Below are 15925 nucleotides of genomic sequence, written 5' to 3'. Positions count from 1 at the left end.
AATGAATTTATACTATGATCTAGTTAAACAACCAGTCATTACCGAACAAAGCTTAAAAATGATTGAAGATTTCAATCGTTATACATTTAAAGTAGATAAAAATGCTAATAAGGTAGAAATCAAAAAAGCTATCGAAGCAATCTTTAATGTAAAAGTTGTTAAAGTAAACACAATTAACGTTAAACCAAAGTTCAAAAGACTTGGTCAACATGAAGGATTTAAAAATGCTTACAAAAAAGCAATCGTTGAATTAGCTGAAGGTCAAACAATCGAAGCATTCAACGTATAATGTGAAAAATATAGGAGGTTTTTAACATGGCGGTTAAAAAATATAAAGCGACTACAAACGGTCGTAGAAACATGAGTACATTAACATTTGAAGAATTAACAACATCTACTCCTGAAAAATCACTACTTGCGCCAATTTCTCGTACGGGTGGCCGTAACAATACTGGTAAGACAACAGTTCGTCATATCGGTGGCGGTGCTAAGAGAAAATATCGCGTTATTGATTTTAAAAGAAATAAAGATGGTATTGAAGGAAAAGTTGCAACAATTGAATACGATCCAAATCGTAGTGCAAACATTGCTTTAATTAACTATGTAGATGGTGAAAAGAGATATATTATTGCACCTAAAGGTTTACAAGTGGGAACATCAGTATTCTCAGGAGTAGAAGCAGATATTAAAGTAGGTAATGCTTTACCACTTATTAATATCCCAGTAGGTACAGTTGTTCATAACGTGGAATTAAAACCAGGTAAAGGTGGACAATTAGCAAGAAGTGCTGGAACATCAGCACAAATTTTAGGACGTGAAGAAAAATACGTATTGCTTAGACTTCAATCAGGTGAAGTTCGTAAGGTTTTAGGTGCTTGTCGTGCAACAGTAGGTCAAGTAGGTAATGAATCTTGGGAATTAATCAATTGGGGTAAAGCAGGACGTGTACGTCATTTAGGAGTTAGACCAACAGTACGTGGATCTGTAATGAACCCTAACGATCACCCACACGGTGGTGGTGAAGGTAGAACACCAATCGGACGTAAATCACCTATGACTCCATGGGGTAAAAAAGCTCGTGGAATCAAGACAAGAGATACTAAAAAAGCATCTAACGATTTAATCATTCGTCGCCGTACGAAATAATTAGGAGGAAAACATGGCACGTTCAATTAAAAAAGGACCATTTTGTGATCTTCACTTACTAAATAAAGTAAGAGCACAAAACGAGGTTAACGAAAAGAAAGTGATTCAAACATGGTCACGCCGCTCAACAATTTTCCCTGATTTCGTTGGGCATACAATTGCAGTCCATAACGGTAAAGAACATGTACCTGTATATGTTACAGAAGACATGGTAGGACATAAGTTAGGCGAATTCGCACCAACAAGAACATACCGCGGACATAGTAAAGATGAGAAAAAAGGTCGCGACAAAAAAGCGGGCTACTAAGGAGGACAAATAAATGGAAGTTAAATCAATACATAAGACAGCTAGAATTGCTCCTCGTAAGGCACGTTTAGTAATCGACCTAATCAGAGGTAAAGACGTAAAAGAAGCAGAAGCAATTTTAATGTTTACACCAAGAGCAGCATCACCACTTATTAGTAAAGTGCTAAAGAGTGCTGTTGCAAATGCTGTACATAATAATAAATTAAATGAAGAAAACTTATATGTAAAAACAGCTTATGTAAGTGAAGGTGTTACTTTAAAGAGAATGTTACCAAGAGCACAAGGTAAAGGTGACATTATTCAAAAAAGAACAAGTCATATTACAGTTATCGTAGCTGAAAGAGAAATGGGTGGTGAATAAAAATGGGACAAAAAGTTAATCCAATAGGTTTACGCGTTGGTATTATTAGAGATTGGGATTCAAAATGGTATGCAGACAGCAAACAAGTTCCAGCTTTAATTAAAGAAGACGCAAACATTAGAACATTTTTAAATAAAAAACACAAAGAAGCCGCAGTTTCTCACGTTGAAATCGAAAGATTAAAAGGCGCAAAAGGTAAAGATCGTGTAAAAATTACATTACACACAGCTAAACCAGGTCTAGTAATCGGTCGTGATGCAGTTACTTTAAAAGAAACAATTCAACAATTAGAAAAATTAACTAAAAAAGAAATCGTATTAAACGTAGTTGAAGTTAGAAAACCAGAAATCGTTGCTACATTAGTTGCTCAAAGTATGGCAGACCAATTAGAAAAACGTGCTTCATTCAGAAGAGTTCAAAAAATTGCAATCCAAAGAGCATTAAAAGCAGGCGCAAAAGGTATTAAAACATCTATTTCAGGTCGTTTAGGTGGGGCAGAAATGGCACGTGCTGAAGGTTATTCAGAAGGTCAAGTTCCACTACATACTTTAAGAGCTGACGTTGAATATGCAACAGCTGAAGCATATACAACATACGGTATTTTAGGAGTTAAAGTATGGATTTACCATGGTGAAATCTTACCAGGTCAAAATCATGAAGAAATCCGTAAAGAAAGACAAAGTGCTCCAGCAGAGAGATCAAGACGTCCACAACAAAGAAGAGCACCACGTCAAAACGATAAAAAAGGAGGGAACTAATAATGTTATTACCAAAAAGAACTAAGTTCCGTCGTCCACACCGTGTAAGTTACGAAGGTAAAGCAAAAGGTAGAAATGAAATCTTAAATGGTGACTTTGCATTAGTTGCCCAAGAAGGTGCATGGATTACTAACCGCCAAATCGAAGCTGCACGTATTGCAATGACAAGATATATGCGTAGAACTGGTAAAGTATGGATCAACATTTTCCCTCATATGTCATTAACAAAAAAACCACTTGAAGTTAGAATGGGTTCCGGTAAAGGGGCACCATCAGCTTGGGTTGCTGTTGTTAAAGAAGGAAAAGTAATGTTTGAAATTGGTCAAGTTAGTGAAGCTGTAGCAAAAGAAGCTTTAAGACTTGCATCACATAAATTACCTATTAAAACAAAAATTGTTAAGAGAGGTGACCAAGCATGAAAGCAATCGAATTAAGAAAATTAACTAATCAAGAATTAGAAATTCGTATTTCTGAATTAAAAGAAGAATTATTTAACCTACGCTTTCAACTTGCTGTAGGTCAATTAGAAAATACTGCACGTATTAAAACAGTAAAAAGAACAATCGCTAGAATGTTAACAATCATCGGCGAACGAGCAGAATAAGGAGGAGACAAAAGATGGAACGTAATAATAGAAAAATTTTCACAGGAATCGTTACTTCAAACAAAATGGAAAAAACAATTACTGTTGAAGTTACAAATCACAAAAAGTCACCTTTATATGGAAAACTCGTAAAGGTTACTAAAAAAATACATGCACATGATGAAGAACAAATTGCTAATATCGGCGATAAAGTAAGAGTTGTTGAAACAAGACCTTTATCAAAGACAAAATCATTCCGTTTATTAGAAGTTGTTACAAAATCAGATTTAGCTTAAGAAGGAGGAACTAACATGGTACAACAAGAAAGTAGAATGGCTGTAGCTGACAACAGTGGAGCAAAAGAAATACTTGTTATTAAAGTGCTTGGTGGTTCTAGACGCAGATATGCTAACATCGGAGACGTTGTAACAGCAACTGTTAAGAAATCAACACCAGGCGGAGCAGTAAAAAAAGGTGACGTAGTTAAAGCTGTAGTAGTAAGAACAAAACACGGTGTTCACCGTGCTGATGGTTCAGTTATCAAATTTGATGACAATGCAGCAGTAATTATTAAAGAAGATCTAAACCCACGTGAAACAAGAATTTTTGGACCAGTGGCAAGAGAGTTAAGAGAAAAGAACTTTATGAAGATTGTTTCTCTAGCTCCAGAAGTATTATAAAGGGGGTCGCAAGTATGTTAATTAAAACAGGAGACACAGTAGCTATTATTGCAGGTGGCGATCAATTTGTAGTTGATAAAAAAGGTAACAAATTAAGAAAAACAGGACGCGTTTTACGCGTTTACCCAAAAACTGAACGTGTTTTAGTTGAAGGTGTAAATATTGTTAAGAAGCATCAACGTCCAAGTCAAATGAATGAAAAAGGCGGTATTGTTGAAATGGAAGCTCCAATTCATGTATCAAACGTTGCATTAATTGATCCATCAACAAATAAACCAACTAGAGTAAAGATTAAGACTGAAGTAGATGCTAAAGGTAAAAAAACTAAGATCCGTGTTGCAGTTAAATCTGGCGCGAATATAGATAAATAAGGAGTTTGAATGAATATGAGTAGATTAAAAGTACAATATAATGAAACAATCAAACCCGAACTTTTAAAGGAATTTAATTATGATTCAATCATGCAAGTTCCTCGCTTAGAAAAAATTGTTATTAACATGGGTATTGGTGATGCTATTTCTAATTCAAAAGTTTTAGATGAAGCAGTTGAAGAATTAAGAACATTAACAGGACAACAACCAGTTATTACAAAAGCAAAAAAATCAGTTTCTAACTTTAAGTTAAGAGATGGGATGGCAATTGGTGCTAAAGTAACTTTAAGAGGAGAAAAAATGTATCACTTCTTAGATAAATTAGTATCTGTTGCATTACCACGTGTACGTGACTTTAGAGGTGTATCAAATAATTCATTTGATGGCCGCGGTAACTACACATTAGGTATTAAAGAACAAATCATTTTCCCAGAAATCAGTTTAGATAAAGTTAAAAGAGTTCGTGGAATGGACATTGTTATAGTAACTACGGCTAATACAGACCAAGAATGTTTTGCATTATTAAAACATTTAGGTATGCCGTTTAAGAAATAAGGAGACGTATTATGGCAAAAAAATCAAAAATAGTAAAAGACCAAAAACGTCGTGATGTTGTTGAACGTTACCGTGAAAAACGTGCTGAATTAATTGCAGCAGGTGATTACGAAGGGTTACAAAAGTTACCACGTAATGCTTCACCAACACGTTTAAGAAATCGCGATGCTATCGATGGTAGACCACGCGGTTATATTGGAAAATTTGGATTATCACGTGTTAAATTCCGTGATTTAGCGCACAAAGGTGAATTACCTGGCGTTAAAAAATCAAGTTGGTAATAAGGAGGAAGAACTATGGTTATGACTGATCCAATCGCAGATTTGCTAACAAGAATTAGAAACGCAAATCATATGCGTCATGAGAAAGTTGAGCTCCCTACTTCAAGAATTAAAGCTGATGTTTTATCAGTTCTTAAAAAAGAAGGGTTTATCGTTGACTTTATCATTGATGAAACAGAACAATTTAGTAAAATAGTAGTTACTTTAAAGTACACAAACACTAAAGAACGTGTTATTAAAGGACTAAAAAGGATATCGAAACCAGGTCTTCGCGTTTATGCTAAGGTAGAAGAATTACCAAGAGTTTTAAACGGGTTGGGTGTTGCTATTATTTCAACATCTAATGGTATTATGACAGACAAAGAAGCAAGATTAGCTAACGTTGGTGGCGAAGTCTTAGCATATGTATGGTAATAGAGGAGGAATATTATGAGTCGTATAGGAAATAAAGTGATTCAAGTTCCAGCTTCAGTTACTGTAAACATTAGCGATGCAAACTTTGTAAATGTTAAAGGACCAAAAGGAGAACTTGAATTTCAATTTAATGAAATTATCGATATTAAATTAGAAGGAAATGAAATCAAAGTTTCAAGACCTAATAATGCAATATTTACAAGAAAAATTCATGGTACAACAAGAGCTTTATTAAATAATATGGTTGTTGGTGTAAGTGAAGGATTCAAAAAACAATTAGAAATTAAAGGGGTTGGTTATCGTGCAGCCCTAGAAGGAAAAATTTTAAACTTAAGTTTAGGTTTTTCACACCCAGTATTGTTAGATATTCCAGAAGGAGTAACAATTACATTACCTAAAAATACAGAAATTATTGTTGAAGGTTATGATAAACAAGTAGTGGGTGAATTTGCAGCTAAAATTAGAAGCTACCGTAAACCAGAGCCATATCTTGGAAAAGGTATTCGTTATATTGATGAATATGTTCCACGTAAAGCCGGTAAGACAGCTAAATAGGAGGGAACATAGATGATTAAACAAATTTCGAAAAATGTAAGCAGACAAAAGCGTCATCTACGTATTCGTAAAATTGTTAAAGGAACAGAAGCTAGACCAAGACTTTCAGTTTTCCGTTCTAATAAAGCAATTTATGTTCAGTTGATTGATGATGTTAACCAAGTTACTTTATTAAGTGCTTCTACAGTAGAATTAAAATTAGCAGGTTCAAATGTTGAGAATGCTAAAGCAGTTGGTAAATTAATTGGTGAAAAAGCAATTGCAAAAAATATTACAACAATTGTATTTGATAGAAGTGGTTATTTATACCACGGAAAAATCAAAGCATTAGCAGATGCAGCTCGTGAAGCTGGATTACAATTTTAGGAAGGAGAATTAACATGGCTGAAGTAAGAAGAAAAAGAGATCAAGAAGTTGAACAAAATCCTTTAGAAGAACGTGTTGTTGCGATTAATCGCGTTACTAAAGTTGTTAAAGGTGGACGTCGTTTTAAATTCTCTGCACTAGTTATTGTAGGAAATAGAGCGGGTCAAGTTGGATTTGGTACAGGTAAAGCTCAAGAAGTACCAGATGCAATTAAAAAAGCAGTTGAAAATGCTAAAACAAATTTAATTACTGTTCCATTAGTAGGAACAACAATTCCTCACGAAGTTGTAGGAAATTTCGGAGCTGGTAAAGTATTTTTCCGTCCAGCATCTGAAGGTACAGGAGTTATTGCCGGTGGTGCTGTTCGTTCAATCTTTGAACTTGCTGGAATTAACGACGTATTATCAAAATCATTAGGATCAAGAACACCAATCAACATGGTTCGTGCAACATTTGCTGGATTACAAAACTTAAGAACAATTGATGAAGTAGCAAAATTACGCGGACTATCAGTATCGGAGATAAGATAATATGAAAGTACAAGTAACATTAACAAGAAGTTTGATTGGACGTAAGAAAAACCAAATTAGAACAGCAAACGCATTAGGTTTATCAAAAGTTAATCAAGTTGTTGTACATGAAAAAAACGAAGCTATATTAGGTATGATTAATACAATCGTCCATTTAGTTAAAGTTGAAGATTTATAAGGAGGAGGCTACTATGTTAAACGAATTAAGACCTGTTGAAGGTGCAAGAAAAGAACGTAAACGTCTCGGTCGCGGTGTTGGTAGTGGAACTGGTAAAACAGCAGGTAAAGGTCATAAAGGCCAAAATGCAAGATCAGGACATAAACCAAGACCAGGATTTGAAGGTGGACAAATTCCATTCTTCCAAAGAATTCCAAAAAGAGGATTCAACAATGTTAACCGTGTAGAATATGCGATTGTTAACTTAAATGATTTAAACTTATTTAATGATGGTGATGTAGTTACACCAGAAGTATTATTAGATAAAAAAGTTATTTCAAAAATGTTATCTGGTGTTAAAATTTTAGCAAATGGATCATTAGAGAAAAAACTTACAGTAAAAGCACACAAATTTTCTAATGCAGCTAAAGAAGCAATTGAAAAAAGTGGTGGAACAGTAGAGGTATTATAATATGATAAGACGTCTAGCAACAGTTTTAAGTAACAAAAAAGTAATGGTAAGACTTGCTATTACTTTAGCACTATTATTTGTTTTTAGATTTGTCAGTCATATCCCAATTCCCCTATTTAACTCACAAGCAATCGCTGATGCAATCAATCAAGAAGGAAGCTTCTTTGCGATTATAAATAACTTTACTGGTGGGGCATTAGGAAGATTTTCAGTTCTAGCTTTAGGGATTTCTCCTTATATTACAGCTTCAATTGTAATTCAACTTTTACAAATGGTTATTCCAGCAGTTAAAGAATGGTCAGAACAAGGTGAAGAAGGTAAACAAAAAGTTAACCGTGTTACTAGATACTTAGCAATATTCCTAGCATTCGTGCAAGGTTTAGCATTAATTATCGGTGCAGATAAAAAAGGTAGCATTTTTGTTCCATCAATAACATCACCAAACGCATTCTTATACATTTATATGGCATTAATTATTGCAGCAGGTACAGCTTTTACAATCTGGTTAGCTGATTTAATTACTAAAAAAGGAATTGGTAATGGTACATCATTATTAATTGCTATTGGTATTACATCATCTATACCAACAATGTTTGCAACTTTAGGAAAAACATATTTAGGAACAAATGCATCTTTTGGTAATGTAATGATCTTCGTTGCTGTAATCTTACTATACTTAGTAATTTTATTCGGTGTTGTATACTTACAAATTGCTTCAAGAAAAATTCCTATTCAATATGCTAACAGAGCAAACACAACAGCAGGAAAAAATGATTCAAATATTCCTATTAAATTAAATAGTGCAGGTGTTATTCCGGTTATTTTTGCTTCAACAATCATGAGTATCCCATTAACATTCGCTCAACTATTTAGTGATAACTTATCTGATGGAGGCTGGATGAGCCAAATATTCTCATCAGAAAAACCAATAGGATTTATAATTTATGTATTTTTAATTGTAGTGTTTTCATTCTTCTATTCATTTATGACAATAGATCCTGAAAAAATTGCTGATAATTTATCAAAATCAAATGCTTATATCAAAGGTATAAGACCAGGTGAAGATACAAAAAATTATATTGCAAGAACACTATTCAAAGTTACAGTTATTGGTACAATCTATTTAGTATTACTAGCAATTATTCCAATTATTGGTGTATTAGCAGGATTACCACAAGCAGTAACATTAGGTGGAACAGGATTATTAATTATTGTTGGGGTAGCAACAGAAACAACACAACAAATTGAAACAGACGCTGAACAAAATCAGTACAGCGGAATATTTAAGTAAAAAGGTGGAAATGTGATGAGAATTATATTAATGGGGCCTCCTGGAGTAGGAAAAGGCACCCAGGCAGTTACACTCGAATCACATCTAAATGTCCCACACGTATCTACAGGTGATATCTTCCGTGCGTTATTACGTACGGAAGACCCAATAGGTATTGAAGTGAGAAAATATTTAGATCATGGTTTATTAGTACCTGATGAATTGACTAATCAAGTTGTAACAACAAGATTTAGAGAACAAGATGTACATAAAGGTTTTATATTTGACGGTTATCCACGAAATGTCTTTCAAGCAGAATCATTTGATAAATTCTTAAAAGAACATAACTGGACAATTGATGCAGTAGTAAATATTGCTGCACCAGATGAAGATATAATTAAGAGATTAAGTGGTAGAAGAGTTTGTCCAACTTGCGGTAAAACTTACCATTTAGAATCTAACAAACCAAAAGTTGACACTTTATGTGACGTTGATCAAACTCCGTTAATTCAACGTGAAGATGATAAGCCTGAGACAATTAAAAAAAGACTTGCTATTTATCACGATCAAACAAAACCTCTTATTGAATACTATAGCAAACAAGGCTTAGTTATTACGATTGATGGAACAGGAACAATTGAGAAAACTCATGACCTAACTATCAAAGCACTAGGAGAAATAAAGTGATTAATATTAAGTCACCAAGAGAAATCGAAATTATGAGACAAGCAGGTAAAATACTTGCCGAAACAAGAGAAATGTTAGAGCCTCATATTAAACCAGGCATTACGACAGCAAAGTTAGACAAACTAGCAGAAGACTTTATAATTAGCAAAGGTGCATATCCGTCATTTAAAGATTATAATGGATTTCCTGGGTCAATATGTACGTCAATTAACGAAGTCGTAGTTCATGGTATACCATCAAAAAGAGCAGTCTTAAAGAGTGGAGATATCATAACAATCGATATTGGAGTTTACTACCAAGGATATCATGCAGATTCAGCAAAAACATATCCAGTAGGTATTGTAAAACCTAAAGTTAAGGAATTATTGGAAGTAACAGAAAACTCGTTATATGAGGGTTTAAAAGAAGCTAAACCCGGTAATTATTTATCAAATATTTCACATCGAATTGAAGAATTTATTAAACCGTTTGGTTTTGGAATCGTCGAAGAATTTACTGGTCATGGTATTGGTAAAACCTTACATGAAGATCCATACGTACCAAACTTTGGTAATCCAAATGAAGGACCTATCTTACAAGAAGGAATGACATTTTGTGTAGAACCAATGGTTAATTTAGGAACAAAGAATGTTAAAATATTGAGAGATAATTGGACAACAGTGACAACTGATAAAAAGTATAGTGCTCATTTTGAACATACAATCGTTATTACAAAAGATGGGTATGAAATATTGACTAAATTATAAGGAGTGAATAAATGGCTAGAGAAGACTTGATTGAAGTACAAGCAAAAGTAGTTGAAGTATTACCTAATGCACAATTTAAGGTTGAATTAGAAAATGGGCATATTGTGCTAGCCCATATATCTGGTAAAATCCGTATGCATAAGATACGCATTTTACCTGGTGATAATGTAACAGTAGAATTATCACCATATGATTTATCACGCGGAAGAATAACTTATCGCCGCAAATAAGGAGGAAGACAAATGAAAGTAAGATCATCCGTAAAGAAACGTAGTGAAGATGACATTATTGTCCGTAGAAAAGGACGCGTTTATGTTATTAACAAGAAAAATAGAAGACATAACCAAAGACAAGGTTAATTTTTAGGAGGAAACTATGGCTAGAATAGCAGGAATAGATATACCACGCGATAAACGCGTTGTTATTTCCCTTACATATATTTACGGTATTGGTAAACCAACAGCTATTAAAGTTTTAAAAGATGCTGGTGTAAGTGAAGAAATTAGAGTTAAAGATTTAACAGAAGATCAATTAAACAGTATTCGTACTGAAGTAACAAAATTACAATTAGAAGGTGACTTACGTCGTGAAGTTCAAATGAACATTCGTCGTTTAATGGAAATTGGTTCATATAGAGGTATGCGTCATAGACGTGGATTACCAGTACGTGGACAAAATACAAGAAACAACGCTAGAACACGTAAAGGTAAGAAAGCTTCAGCTATTAAGAGAAAGAAATAAGGAGGAATAAATAATGGCACGTAAAAAAACAACAAAACGTAGAGTTAAAAAGAATATTCCCCTAGGTATTGCTCATATTCATACAACATTTAACAATACAATTGTTACAATAACAGATTTAGAAGGTAATGCAGTATCATGGTGTTCATCAGGAGCATTAGGTATTAAAGGGAGCCGTAAATCTACACCATTTGCTGCACAAATGTCAGCAGAAACAGCTGCTAAAACAGCAATCGAAAGTGGCATGATTAAAGTAGAAGTTAACGTAAAAGGACCAGGGCCAGGACGTGAAGCTGCTATTAGATCATTACAAGCTGCAGGGTTAGAAATTACAGCAATCAAGGATGTTACACCATTACCACATAATGGATGTAGACCACCAAAACGTCCACGTGGATAGTAAAGAAAGAGGGGTAATCTTGTGAAAGAATTAAAGTTCGAAAAACCCAAAGTTGATGTCAAAATGGGTGAAAATAACAACATAGAATACTCAATTAAACCACTCGCTAGAGGATTTGGGATCACACTAGGTAATACATTAAGAAGAGTGTTACTTTCATCAGTACCAGGAGCTGCAATCGTTAATGCTAAAATTGACGGCGTAGTTCATGAATACTCAGTTATTGAAGGTGTATACGAAGACGTAATGGGAATTGTTTTAAATTTAAAACAAGTTATCGTAAGTGTAGACTCGGACGATCCAAACTTTGAACAAAAACTTGAATTATATATGGAAGGTCCAGCAGTAGTTAAAGCAGGCGATTTTAATAAGGTTACTGGTGTTAATATTATTAACCCAGACTTAGTAATTGCAAACTTAAACGAACAAGGAAGATTACATATGGAAGTAACTGTTCGTCGTGGTGTAGGTTATGTTAGTGCAAACGATAATAAGGTTCACAGTAATAACCAAGTTGGTATTATTGCTATTGATTCATTATTCTCACCAGTTAATAAAGTATCTTACCATGTAGATAAGATACGTGGAGATGATGATGCATTAATTATGAATGTTGAAACAGACGGTTCAATTGATGGAAATGACGTATTACCAATTGCTTCAAAAATGTTAATTGATTATTTAACTGCAATCGTTGAATTAAGTGATAATGTTATCAACTCAGACTATATTAAAGAACAAGAAATAGAACCTGTAAATGAAAAATTAGATTTAGGTATTGATAAACTAGACTTAACAGTTCGTTTATATAACAGCCTAAAACGTTCTGGAATTGCTACAGTCGGAGAAATAATTTCAAAATCTGAAGAAGAAATTATGAGACTTAGAAGTTTAGGACGCAAATCTTTTAAAGAACTAAAAGATAAAATCGAAGAACACGGATTATCTTTCGCAAGTTCTGGATTAAGAGATTATAATACATCCTACGACGATGAGGAAGAAGAGGAGTAAAATATGTCATATAGTAAATTAGGAAGAAATAGTAGCCAAAGAAAAGCATTACTACGTGACTTAGTAACTGACTTAATAATTCATGAAAGAATTACAACGACAGAAGCTAAAGCATTTGAGTTAAAAAAATTAGCTGATAGAATGATTACTCTTGCTAAAAAAGAAGATTTAGCAGCAAGAAGAAAAGCAGCTGAAACAGTAAGATTTGAGCCTACTTTAGAAGAAAACCAAAATGCAATTCAAAAACTATTTACAGTTTTAGGACCACGTTACAAAGACCGTAATGGTGGATATACAAGAATTATTAAAACTGTGCCAAGACGCGGCGATGCTGCAGCAATGGCAATCATTGAATTTGTATAATTAAATTAATATCCCATATCTGATAGATTCATTTAAAATGTCTCTTAGGTGTGGGATTTTTTATTTTGAAAAATAATGTAATGATGTAAGTTTTAATATAATTAAGGAAATATTTATAAAATATGTTAAAATATTAAAGAAGGAGAAGGATAACATGAATGTATTATTTCATTTAATACCTAAAGAAAAAGTCGCGTTTATTTATGATAATTTTACCCTAAGACAAGCAATGGAAAAAATGGAATATCATAGGTATACTGCTGTTCCTATCTTATCTGAATCAGGTAAGTATATAGGGATTCTTCGAGAAGGTGATATTTTATGGCATATAAAAAATATTAACAGATTTGATTTACAATATGCTGAATCAATTTTAGTAAAAGATTTAAATAGAAAGAAAGATCATGCGAATGTAAATATTGATGCTGACATTGATGAACTTATAAAATTATCAGTTGATCAAAACTTTATTCCGGTAGTTGATGATAGAAAAAACTTTATTGGGATTGTTACTAGAAAAGCAATTATTACACATTTAGCACAAAAATATAAGGAGAACAACAATGGGATTTAATGACTATGAATATAAGAGACCTAATTTAGAAGAATTTATAAAAGAATCTAATAAATTAATGGAAAGTATTGGAACAGACAAAAGCTTTGAAGAAGAATTAAAAGCAATTTTAAAATATAAAGAACTTGAAGATGAATTATCTTCTATGGTTACAATTGCTTCAATTAGAAATAGTATTAATACAAAAGATGAATTCTATGAACAAGAACAAGAATTCTTTGATGAAAACTTACCTATGCTTGGAGAAATTAGTAATATTTATTTAAATAAATTACTATCAAGTAAAAACCGCAAACTTTTAGAAAAAGAGTTTGGTAGTCTACTTTTTGTTCAAGCAGAGGTTATGAGAAAAACTTTTAAGCCTGAAATCATTTTAGATCTTCAAGAAGAAAATAAACTTCAAACAAAATATTCAAAACTAACTGCTGGTGCAGAAATAAATTTTGAAGGAAATATTTATAACTTAAGTCAAATGTCACCATTTACTCAAGATAAAGATAGAGATAGAAGAAAAAAAGCAAGTCTTGCAGTATCTAAGTTCTTTAAAGATAACCAAGATGAAATCGATGAAATATATGATCAAATGATTAAAGTTAGAACAACGATTGCTCATAAGTTAGGATACAAAAACTTTGTTCAACTAGCATATGATAGATTAGGAAGAACTGATTATACAGAAAAAGAAGTAGCAAATTACCGTAAACAAATTATGGAATATGTAGTTCCTGTTGTAACAGAACTTACTAATAAAAAAGCAAAAAGACTAGGAATTGAAAATCCTCAAAGTTATGACTTAGCATTATCATTTACATCAGGAAATCCAACACCAAAAGGCGATCGAGCATGGCAAGTTGATAAGGCTCAAAAAATGTATTCTGAAATGTCTAATGAAACTAAAGAATTCTTTAACTTCATGCTAGATAATGACCTCTTAGAATTAGACAGTAAACCAGGTAAATCTGGTGGTGGATATTGTACATACATTCCAAAATATGAAGCACCATTCATCTTTGCAAACTTTAATGGAACAAGTCATGACGTTGATGTTTTAACTCATGAAGCAGGACATGCTTTCCAAGTGTATCAAAGTAGAGGATTAATTAGTGAATACCGCTGGCCAACAATGGAAGCAGCTGAAATTCATTCAATGAGTATGGAGTTTTTAGCATGGCCATGGATTGATATGTTCTTTAAAGAAGATACAGAAAAGTATAAATATGATCACCTATCAGGAGCAGTAAACTTCTTACCTTATGGGGCATTAGTTGATCACTTCCAACATGAAGTCTATAATAATCCAAACTTAAGCAAAGAAGAAAGAAGAAAAGTATGGCGTAGTCTAGAGAAAGAGTATTTACCATTTAAAAAATATGATGAAGATGATTTTCTACAAAACGGAGGTTTCTGGTTTAGACAATCACATATCTTTACTGGGCCATTTTACTACATTGATTACACACTTGCTCAAGTGTGTGCATTCCAGTACTGGACAAGTAGTAGAGAAGATTTCAAGAAAGCATTTGAAAGTTATTTATCACTTTGTAAACTCGGTGGATCAAAATCATTTGTGGGATTAATCGAAGCTGTTAATTTAATTAATCCATTTAAAGACAATAGTATTAGTGAAATATTAAAACCAATTAATAAATACTTAAATAGTGTTGATGATACAAAGTTATAAAGTTTTTACTTTATAAATCGGAGTAATTATGAGGAAAGAAGTAAAAAATATCCTAATTTGTAGTCTAGTTTTAAATATTATTCTTGCTACTAATAAACTAGTTGTAGGTTTAATTGGTAATTCATTTTCACTATTTAGTGATGGAATTAACTCAGTATTAGATGTATTAATTAGTATTATGTTAATTGTTACATTAAATATTTCTAATAAAAAACCAGATAAAGACCATCCTTATGGTCATGAAAAGTATGAAGTTATTGTAAGTCTTGTTTTAGGAATGTTTTTAATTGTAACAAGTGGAATATTAATCTTTACAAGTATTGTAAACTTTAATAAGGCAAATAGTCCTGACTTAATAACGATTATTGTTGCTTTAATAAGCATCGTTATTAAGTTTCTAATATATCTTTTAGTTTTAAGAGGATATAAAAAGTATGATCAAATTAGTTTAAAGGCTGAATCAATTAATCATTTAGGCGATATTTTAGCAACTTCAATTAGTTTAATAGGAATTGTTATCGCAAGACTCGGATTTCACTATTTTGACTATATTGCATCAATCATTATTGGACTATTAATCTTTTACAATGGTTTTAAAGTAATAAAAGATTCTGTTAAGTATATTGTTGATGAATCACCTAGCAAAGACTTTAATGATGAAGTAAAAGCATTTATTAAAAATCTTCCTGGTGTTTTATCAATTGATGATTACAAGTCAAGAATTCATGTTAACAAAATATATATTGATATTGAAATATCAGTTGATAGAAATTTAAGTTTAATCAAAGCTCATCAAATTGCTGAGGAAGTTCATATTAGTGTTGAGGATAATTTTCAAACTGTGACACACTGTATGGTTCATGTAAATCCAAGTAAAATGTGAGATTGAAGCAATTTAATTATAGACTTTGTAAAA

30 protein-coding genes are annotated in these 15925 nt (G+C 32.6%); all 30 read left to right on the top strand.

Annotated features, from left to right (window positions below; genetic code table 11):
• Window position 1 precedes the first annotated feature (1 nt).
• The 30 genes from rplW to T352_RS06665 all read left to right on the top strand — a co-directional run bounded on the left by rplW (window position 2) and on the right by T352_RS06665 (window position 15892).
• The gene (gene rplW, locus T352_RS0105500) at window positions 2-289 is read left to right on the top strand and encodes a 50S ribosomal protein L23 (RefSeq protein WP_026392108.1); all 288 of its coding nucleotides are present in this window, start codon (window positions 2-4) and stop codon (window positions 287-289) included.
• 26 nt (window positions 290-315) lie between these two features.
• Window positions 316-1146: a 50S ribosomal protein L2 gene (rplB, locus tag T352_RS0105495; protein ID WP_026392107.1), complete on the top strand. Its 831-nt coding sequence runs from the start codon at window positions 316-318 to the stop codon at window positions 1144-1146.
• A gap of 13 nt (window positions 1147-1159) precedes the next feature.
• Window positions 1160-1453, top strand: coding sequence for a 30S ribosomal protein S19 (gene rpsS / locus T352_RS0105490; RefSeq protein WP_026392106.1), 294 nt, complete (start codon window positions 1160-1162; stop codon window positions 1451-1453).
• A 13-nt stretch (window positions 1454-1466) separates the two neighbouring features.
• The gene (gene rplV, locus T352_RS0105485) at window positions 1467-1814 is read left to right on the top strand and encodes a 50S ribosomal protein L22 (protein WP_026392105.1); all 348 of its coding nucleotides are present in this window, start codon (window positions 1467-1469) and stop codon (window positions 1812-1814) included.
• A gap of 2 nt (window positions 1815-1816) precedes the next feature.
• Entirely contained in the window at window positions 1817-2572 is a 756-nt protein-coding gene (rpsC, locus tag T352_RS0105480; RefSeq protein WP_026392104.1) for a 30S ribosomal protein S3, read from the top strand.
• 2 nt (window positions 2573-2574) lie between these two features.
• Window positions 2575-2991: a 50S ribosomal protein L16 gene (gene rplP / locus T352_RS0105475; protein ID WP_162151225.1), complete on the top strand. Its 417-nt coding sequence runs from the start codon at window positions 2575-2577 to the stop codon at window positions 2989-2991.
• Window positions 2988-3176, top strand: a complete 189-nt coding sequence (gene rpmC, locus T352_RS0105470) for a 50S ribosomal protein L29 (protein ID WP_026392102.1) — start codon at window positions 2988-2990, stop codon at window positions 3174-3176. Before rplP ends, rpmC begins: the two co-directional genes overlap by 4 nt.
• A 14-nt stretch (window positions 3177-3190) precedes the next feature.
• Window positions 3191-3451: a 30S ribosomal protein S17 gene (rpsQ, locus tag T352_RS0105465; RefSeq protein WP_026392101.1), complete on the top strand. Its 261-nt coding sequence runs from the start codon at window positions 3191-3193 to the stop codon at window positions 3449-3451.
• Window positions 3452-3466: 15 nt separating this feature from the next.
• Entirely contained in the window at window positions 3467-3835 is a 369-nt protein-coding gene (gene rplN / locus T352_RS0105460; protein ID WP_026392100.1) for a 50S ribosomal protein L14, read from the top strand.
• A gap of 14 nt (window positions 3836-3849) precedes the next feature.
• Window positions 3850-4206 carry a 50S ribosomal protein L24 gene (gene rplX, locus T352_RS0105455; RefSeq protein WP_026392099.1) on the top strand — a complete coding sequence of 119 codons (357 nt, stop codon included), beginning with the start codon at window positions 3850-3852 and terminating at the stop codon, window positions 4204-4206.
• A gap of 15 nt (window positions 4207-4221) precedes the next feature.
• Window positions 4222-4761, top strand: coding sequence for a 50S ribosomal protein L5 (gene rplE / locus T352_RS0105450; protein WP_026392098.1), 540 nt, complete (start codon window positions 4222-4224; stop codon window positions 4759-4761).
• An 11-nt stretch (window positions 4762-4772) separates the two neighbouring features.
• Window positions 4773-5042 (top strand): 30S ribosomal protein S14, encoded by a 270-nt coding sequence (gene rpsN / locus T352_RS0105445; protein ID WP_026392097.1) that lies wholly within the window; start codon window positions 4773-4775, stop codon window positions 5040-5042.
• A 15-nt stretch (window positions 5043-5057) separates the two neighbouring features.
• Entirely contained in the window at window positions 5058-5456 is a 399-nt protein-coding gene (gene rpsH / locus T352_RS0105440; protein WP_026392096.1) for a 30S ribosomal protein S8, read from the top strand.
• Between the two features lie 15 nt (window positions 5457-5471).
• The gene (rplF, locus tag T352_RS0105435) at window positions 5472-6011 is read left to right on the top strand and encodes a 50S ribosomal protein L6 (protein ID WP_026392095.1); all 540 of its coding nucleotides are present in this window, start codon (window positions 5472-5474) and stop codon (window positions 6009-6011) included.
• Between the two features lie 12 nt (window positions 6012-6023).
• Window positions 6024-6377, top strand: a complete 354-nt coding sequence (gene rplR, locus T352_RS0105430) for a 50S ribosomal protein L18 (RefSeq protein WP_026392094.1) — start codon at window positions 6024-6026, stop codon at window positions 6375-6377.
• 14 nt (window positions 6378-6391) lie between these two features.
• The gene (gene rpsE / locus T352_RS0105425; RefSeq protein WP_026392093.1) at window positions 6392-6907 is read left to right on the top strand and encodes a 30S ribosomal protein S5; all 516 of its coding nucleotides are present in this window, start codon (window positions 6392-6394) and stop codon (window positions 6905-6907) included.
• A gap of 1 nt (window position 6908) precedes the next feature.
• Window positions 6909-7085 carry a 50S ribosomal protein L30 gene (gene rpmD / locus T352_RS0105420; protein WP_026392092.1) on the top strand — a complete coding sequence of 59 codons (177 nt, stop codon included), beginning with the start codon at window positions 6909-6911 and terminating at the stop codon, window positions 7083-7085.
• A 13-nt stretch (window positions 7086-7098) separates the two neighbouring features.
• Window positions 7099-7536, top strand: a complete 438-nt coding sequence (rplO, locus tag T352_RS0105415; protein ID WP_026392091.1) for a 50S ribosomal protein L15 — start codon at window positions 7099-7101, stop codon at window positions 7534-7536.
• 1 nt (window position 7537) lies between these two features.
• Window positions 7538-8827, top strand: a complete 1290-nt coding sequence (gene secY / locus T352_RS0105410) for a preprotein translocase subunit SecY (RefSeq protein ID WP_026392090.1) — start codon at window positions 7538-7540, stop codon at window positions 8825-8827.
• Between the two features lie 15 nt (window positions 8828-8842).
• A complete protein-coding gene (locus T352_RS06670; RefSeq protein ID WP_162151224.1) occupies window positions 8843-9493 on the top strand; it encodes an adenylate kinase in 651 nt (216 codons plus the stop codon).
• The gene (gene map, locus T352_RS0105400; RefSeq protein WP_026392089.1) at window positions 9490-10239 is read left to right on the top strand and encodes a type I methionyl aminopeptidase; all 750 of its coding nucleotides are present in this window, start codon (window positions 9490-9492) and stop codon (window positions 10237-10239) included. Before T352_RS06670 ends, map begins: the two co-directional genes overlap by 4 nt.
• Window positions 10240-10250: 11 nt before the next feature.
• Window positions 10251-10469, top strand: coding sequence for a translation initiation factor IF-1 (gene infA, locus T352_RS0105395; protein ID WP_026392088.1), 219 nt, complete (start codon window positions 10251-10253; stop codon window positions 10467-10469).
• A gap of 12 nt (window positions 10470-10481) precedes the next feature.
• Entirely contained in the window at window positions 10482-10598 is a 117-nt protein-coding gene (gene rpmJ, locus T352_RS0105390) for a 50S ribosomal protein L36 (RefSeq protein ID WP_026392087.1), read from the top strand.
• Between the two features lie 16 nt (window positions 10599-10614).
• On the top strand, window positions 10615-10980 hold the full coding sequence (rpsM, locus tag T352_RS0105385; RefSeq protein ID WP_026392086.1) for a 30S ribosomal protein S13: 366 nt from the start codon (window positions 10615-10617) through the stop codon (window positions 10978-10980).
• Between the two features lie 13 nt (window positions 10981-10993).
• Window positions 10994-11380: a 30S ribosomal protein S11 gene (rpsK, locus tag T352_RS0105380; protein ID WP_026392085.1), complete on the top strand. Its 387-nt coding sequence runs from the start codon at window positions 10994-10996 to the stop codon at window positions 11378-11380.
• 21 nt (window positions 11381-11401) lie between these two features.
• Window positions 11402-12391, top strand: coding sequence for a DNA-directed RNA polymerase subunit alpha (locus tag T352_RS0105375; RefSeq protein WP_026392084.1), 990 nt, complete (start codon window positions 11402-11404; stop codon window positions 12389-12391).
• Between the two features lie 3 nt (window positions 12392-12394).
• Window positions 12395-12754, top strand: a complete 360-nt coding sequence (gene rplQ, locus T352_RS0105370) for a 50S ribosomal protein L17 (RefSeq protein WP_026392083.1) — start codon at window positions 12395-12397, stop codon at window positions 12752-12754.
• 154 nt (window positions 12755-12908) lie between these two features.
• The gene (locus T352_RS0105365; RefSeq protein ID WP_026392082.1) at window positions 12909-13328 is read left to right on the top strand and encodes a CBS domain-containing protein; all 420 of its coding nucleotides are present in this window, start codon (window positions 12909-12911) and stop codon (window positions 13326-13328) included.
• Entirely contained in the window at window positions 13318-15009 is a 1692-nt protein-coding gene (locus tag T352_RS0105360; protein WP_026392081.1) for a M3 family oligoendopeptidase, read from the top strand. Before T352_RS0105365 ends, T352_RS0105360 begins: the two co-directional genes overlap by 11 nt.
• A 28-nt stretch (window positions 15010-15037) precedes the next feature.
• Window positions 15038-15892 carry a cation diffusion facilitator family transporter gene (locus T352_RS06665; RefSeq protein ID WP_162151223.1) on the top strand — a complete coding sequence of 285 codons (855 nt, stop codon included), beginning with the start codon at window positions 15038-15040 and terminating at the stop codon, window positions 15890-15892.
• The last annotated feature ends 33 nt before the right edge of the window (window positions 15893-15925 follow it).

Source organism: Haploplasma modicum ATCC 29102, assembly GCF_000687835.1.
Classification (GTDB): Bacteria; Bacillota_I; Bacilli_A; order Acholeplasmatales; family Acholeplasmataceae; genus Haploplasma; species Haploplasma modicum.
This window is presented reverse-complemented; position numbering and strand designations above follow the sequence as displayed.

What these genes read in the sequence shown, in the direction of transcription:
- rplW (WP_026392108.1), top strand. Translation starts at nt 2, where the DNA reads ATGAATTTATACTATGATCTAGTTAAACAACCAGTCATTACCGAACAA.
- rplB (WP_026392107.1), top strand. Translation starts at nt 316, where the DNA reads ATGGCGGTTAAAAAATATAAAGCGACTACAAACGGTCGTAGAAACATG.
- rpsS (WP_026392106.1), top strand. Translation starts at nt 1,160, where the DNA reads ATGGCACGTTCAATTAAAAAAGGACCATTTTGTGATCTTCACTTACTA.
- rplV (WP_026392105.1), top strand. Translation starts at nt 1,467, where the DNA reads ATGGAAGTTAAATCAATACATAAGACAGCTAGAATTGCTCCTCGTAAG.
- rpsC (WP_026392104.1), top strand. Translation starts at nt 1,817, where the DNA reads ATGGGACAAAAAGTTAATCCAATAGGTTTACGCGTTGGTATTATTAGA.
- rplP (WP_162151225.1), top strand. Translation starts at nt 2,575, where the DNA reads ATGTTATTACCAAAAAGAACTAAGTTCCGTCGTCCACACCGTGTAAGT.
- rpmC (WP_026392102.1), top strand. Translation starts at nt 2,988, where the DNA reads ATGAAAGCAATCGAATTAAGAAAATTAACTAATCAAGAATTAGAAATT.
- rpsQ (WP_026392101.1), top strand. Translation starts at nt 3,191, where the DNA reads ATGGAACGTAATAATAGAAAAATTTTCACAGGAATCGTTACTTCAAAC.
- rplN (WP_026392100.1), top strand. Translation starts at nt 3,467, where the DNA reads ATGGTACAACAAGAAAGTAGAATGGCTGTAGCTGACAACAGTGGAGCA.
- rplX (WP_026392099.1), top strand. Translation starts at nt 3,850, where the DNA reads ATGTTAATTAAAACAGGAGACACAGTAGCTATTATTGCAGGTGGCGAT.
- rplE (WP_026392098.1), top strand. Translation starts at nt 4,222, where the DNA reads ATGAGTAGATTAAAAGTACAATATAATGAAACAATCAAACCCGAACTT.
- rpsN (WP_026392097.1), top strand. Translation starts at nt 4,773, where the DNA reads ATGGCAAAAAAATCAAAAATAGTAAAAGACCAAAAACGTCGTGATGTT.
- rpsH (WP_026392096.1), top strand. Translation starts at nt 5,058, where the DNA reads ATGGTTATGACTGATCCAATCGCAGATTTGCTAACAAGAATTAGAAAC.
- rplF (WP_026392095.1), top strand. Translation starts at nt 5,472, where the DNA reads ATGAGTCGTATAGGAAATAAAGTGATTCAAGTTCCAGCTTCAGTTACT.
- rplR (WP_026392094.1), top strand. Translation starts at nt 6,024, where the DNA reads ATGATTAAACAAATTTCGAAAAATGTAAGCAGACAAAAGCGTCATCTA.
- rpsE (WP_026392093.1), top strand. Translation starts at nt 6,392, where the DNA reads ATGGCTGAAGTAAGAAGAAAAAGAGATCAAGAAGTTGAACAAAATCCT.
- rpmD (WP_026392092.1), top strand. Translation starts at nt 6,909, where the DNA reads ATGAAAGTACAAGTAACATTAACAAGAAGTTTGATTGGACGTAAGAAA.
- rplO (WP_026392091.1), top strand. Translation starts at nt 7,099, where the DNA reads ATGTTAAACGAATTAAGACCTGTTGAAGGTGCAAGAAAAGAACGTAAA.
- secY (WP_026392090.1), top strand. Translation starts at nt 7,538, where the DNA reads ATGATAAGACGTCTAGCAACAGTTTTAAGTAACAAAAAAGTAATGGTA.
- T352_RS06670 (WP_162151224.1), top strand. Translation starts at nt 8,843, where the DNA reads ATGAGAATTATATTAATGGGGCCTCCTGGAGTAGGAAAAGGCACCCAG.
- infA (WP_026392088.1), top strand. Translation starts at nt 10,251, where the DNA reads ATGGCTAGAGAAGACTTGATTGAAGTACAAGCAAAAGTAGTTGAAGTA.
- rpmJ (WP_026392087.1), top strand. Translation starts at nt 10,482, where the DNA reads ATGAAAGTAAGATCATCCGTAAAGAAACGTAGTGAAGATGACATTATT.
- rpsM (WP_026392086.1), top strand. Translation starts at nt 10,615, where the DNA reads ATGGCTAGAATAGCAGGAATAGATATACCACGCGATAAACGCGTTGTT.
- rpsK (WP_026392085.1), top strand. Translation starts at nt 10,994, where the DNA reads ATGGCACGTAAAAAAACAACAAAACGTAGAGTTAAAAAGAATATTCCC.
- rplQ (WP_026392083.1), top strand. Translation starts at nt 12,395, where the DNA reads ATGTCATATAGTAAATTAGGAAGAAATAGTAGCCAAAGAAAAGCATTA.
- T352_RS0105365 (WP_026392082.1), top strand. Translation starts at nt 12,909, where the DNA reads ATGAATGTATTATTTCATTTAATACCTAAAGAAAAAGTCGCGTTTATT.
- T352_RS0105360 (WP_026392081.1), top strand. Translation starts at nt 13,318, where the DNA reads ATGGGATTTAATGACTATGAATATAAGAGACCTAATTTAGAAGAATTT.
- T352_RS06665 (WP_162151223.1), top strand. Translation starts at nt 15,038, where the DNA reads ATGAGGAAAGAAGTAAAAAATATCCTAATTTGTAGTCTAGTTTTAAAT.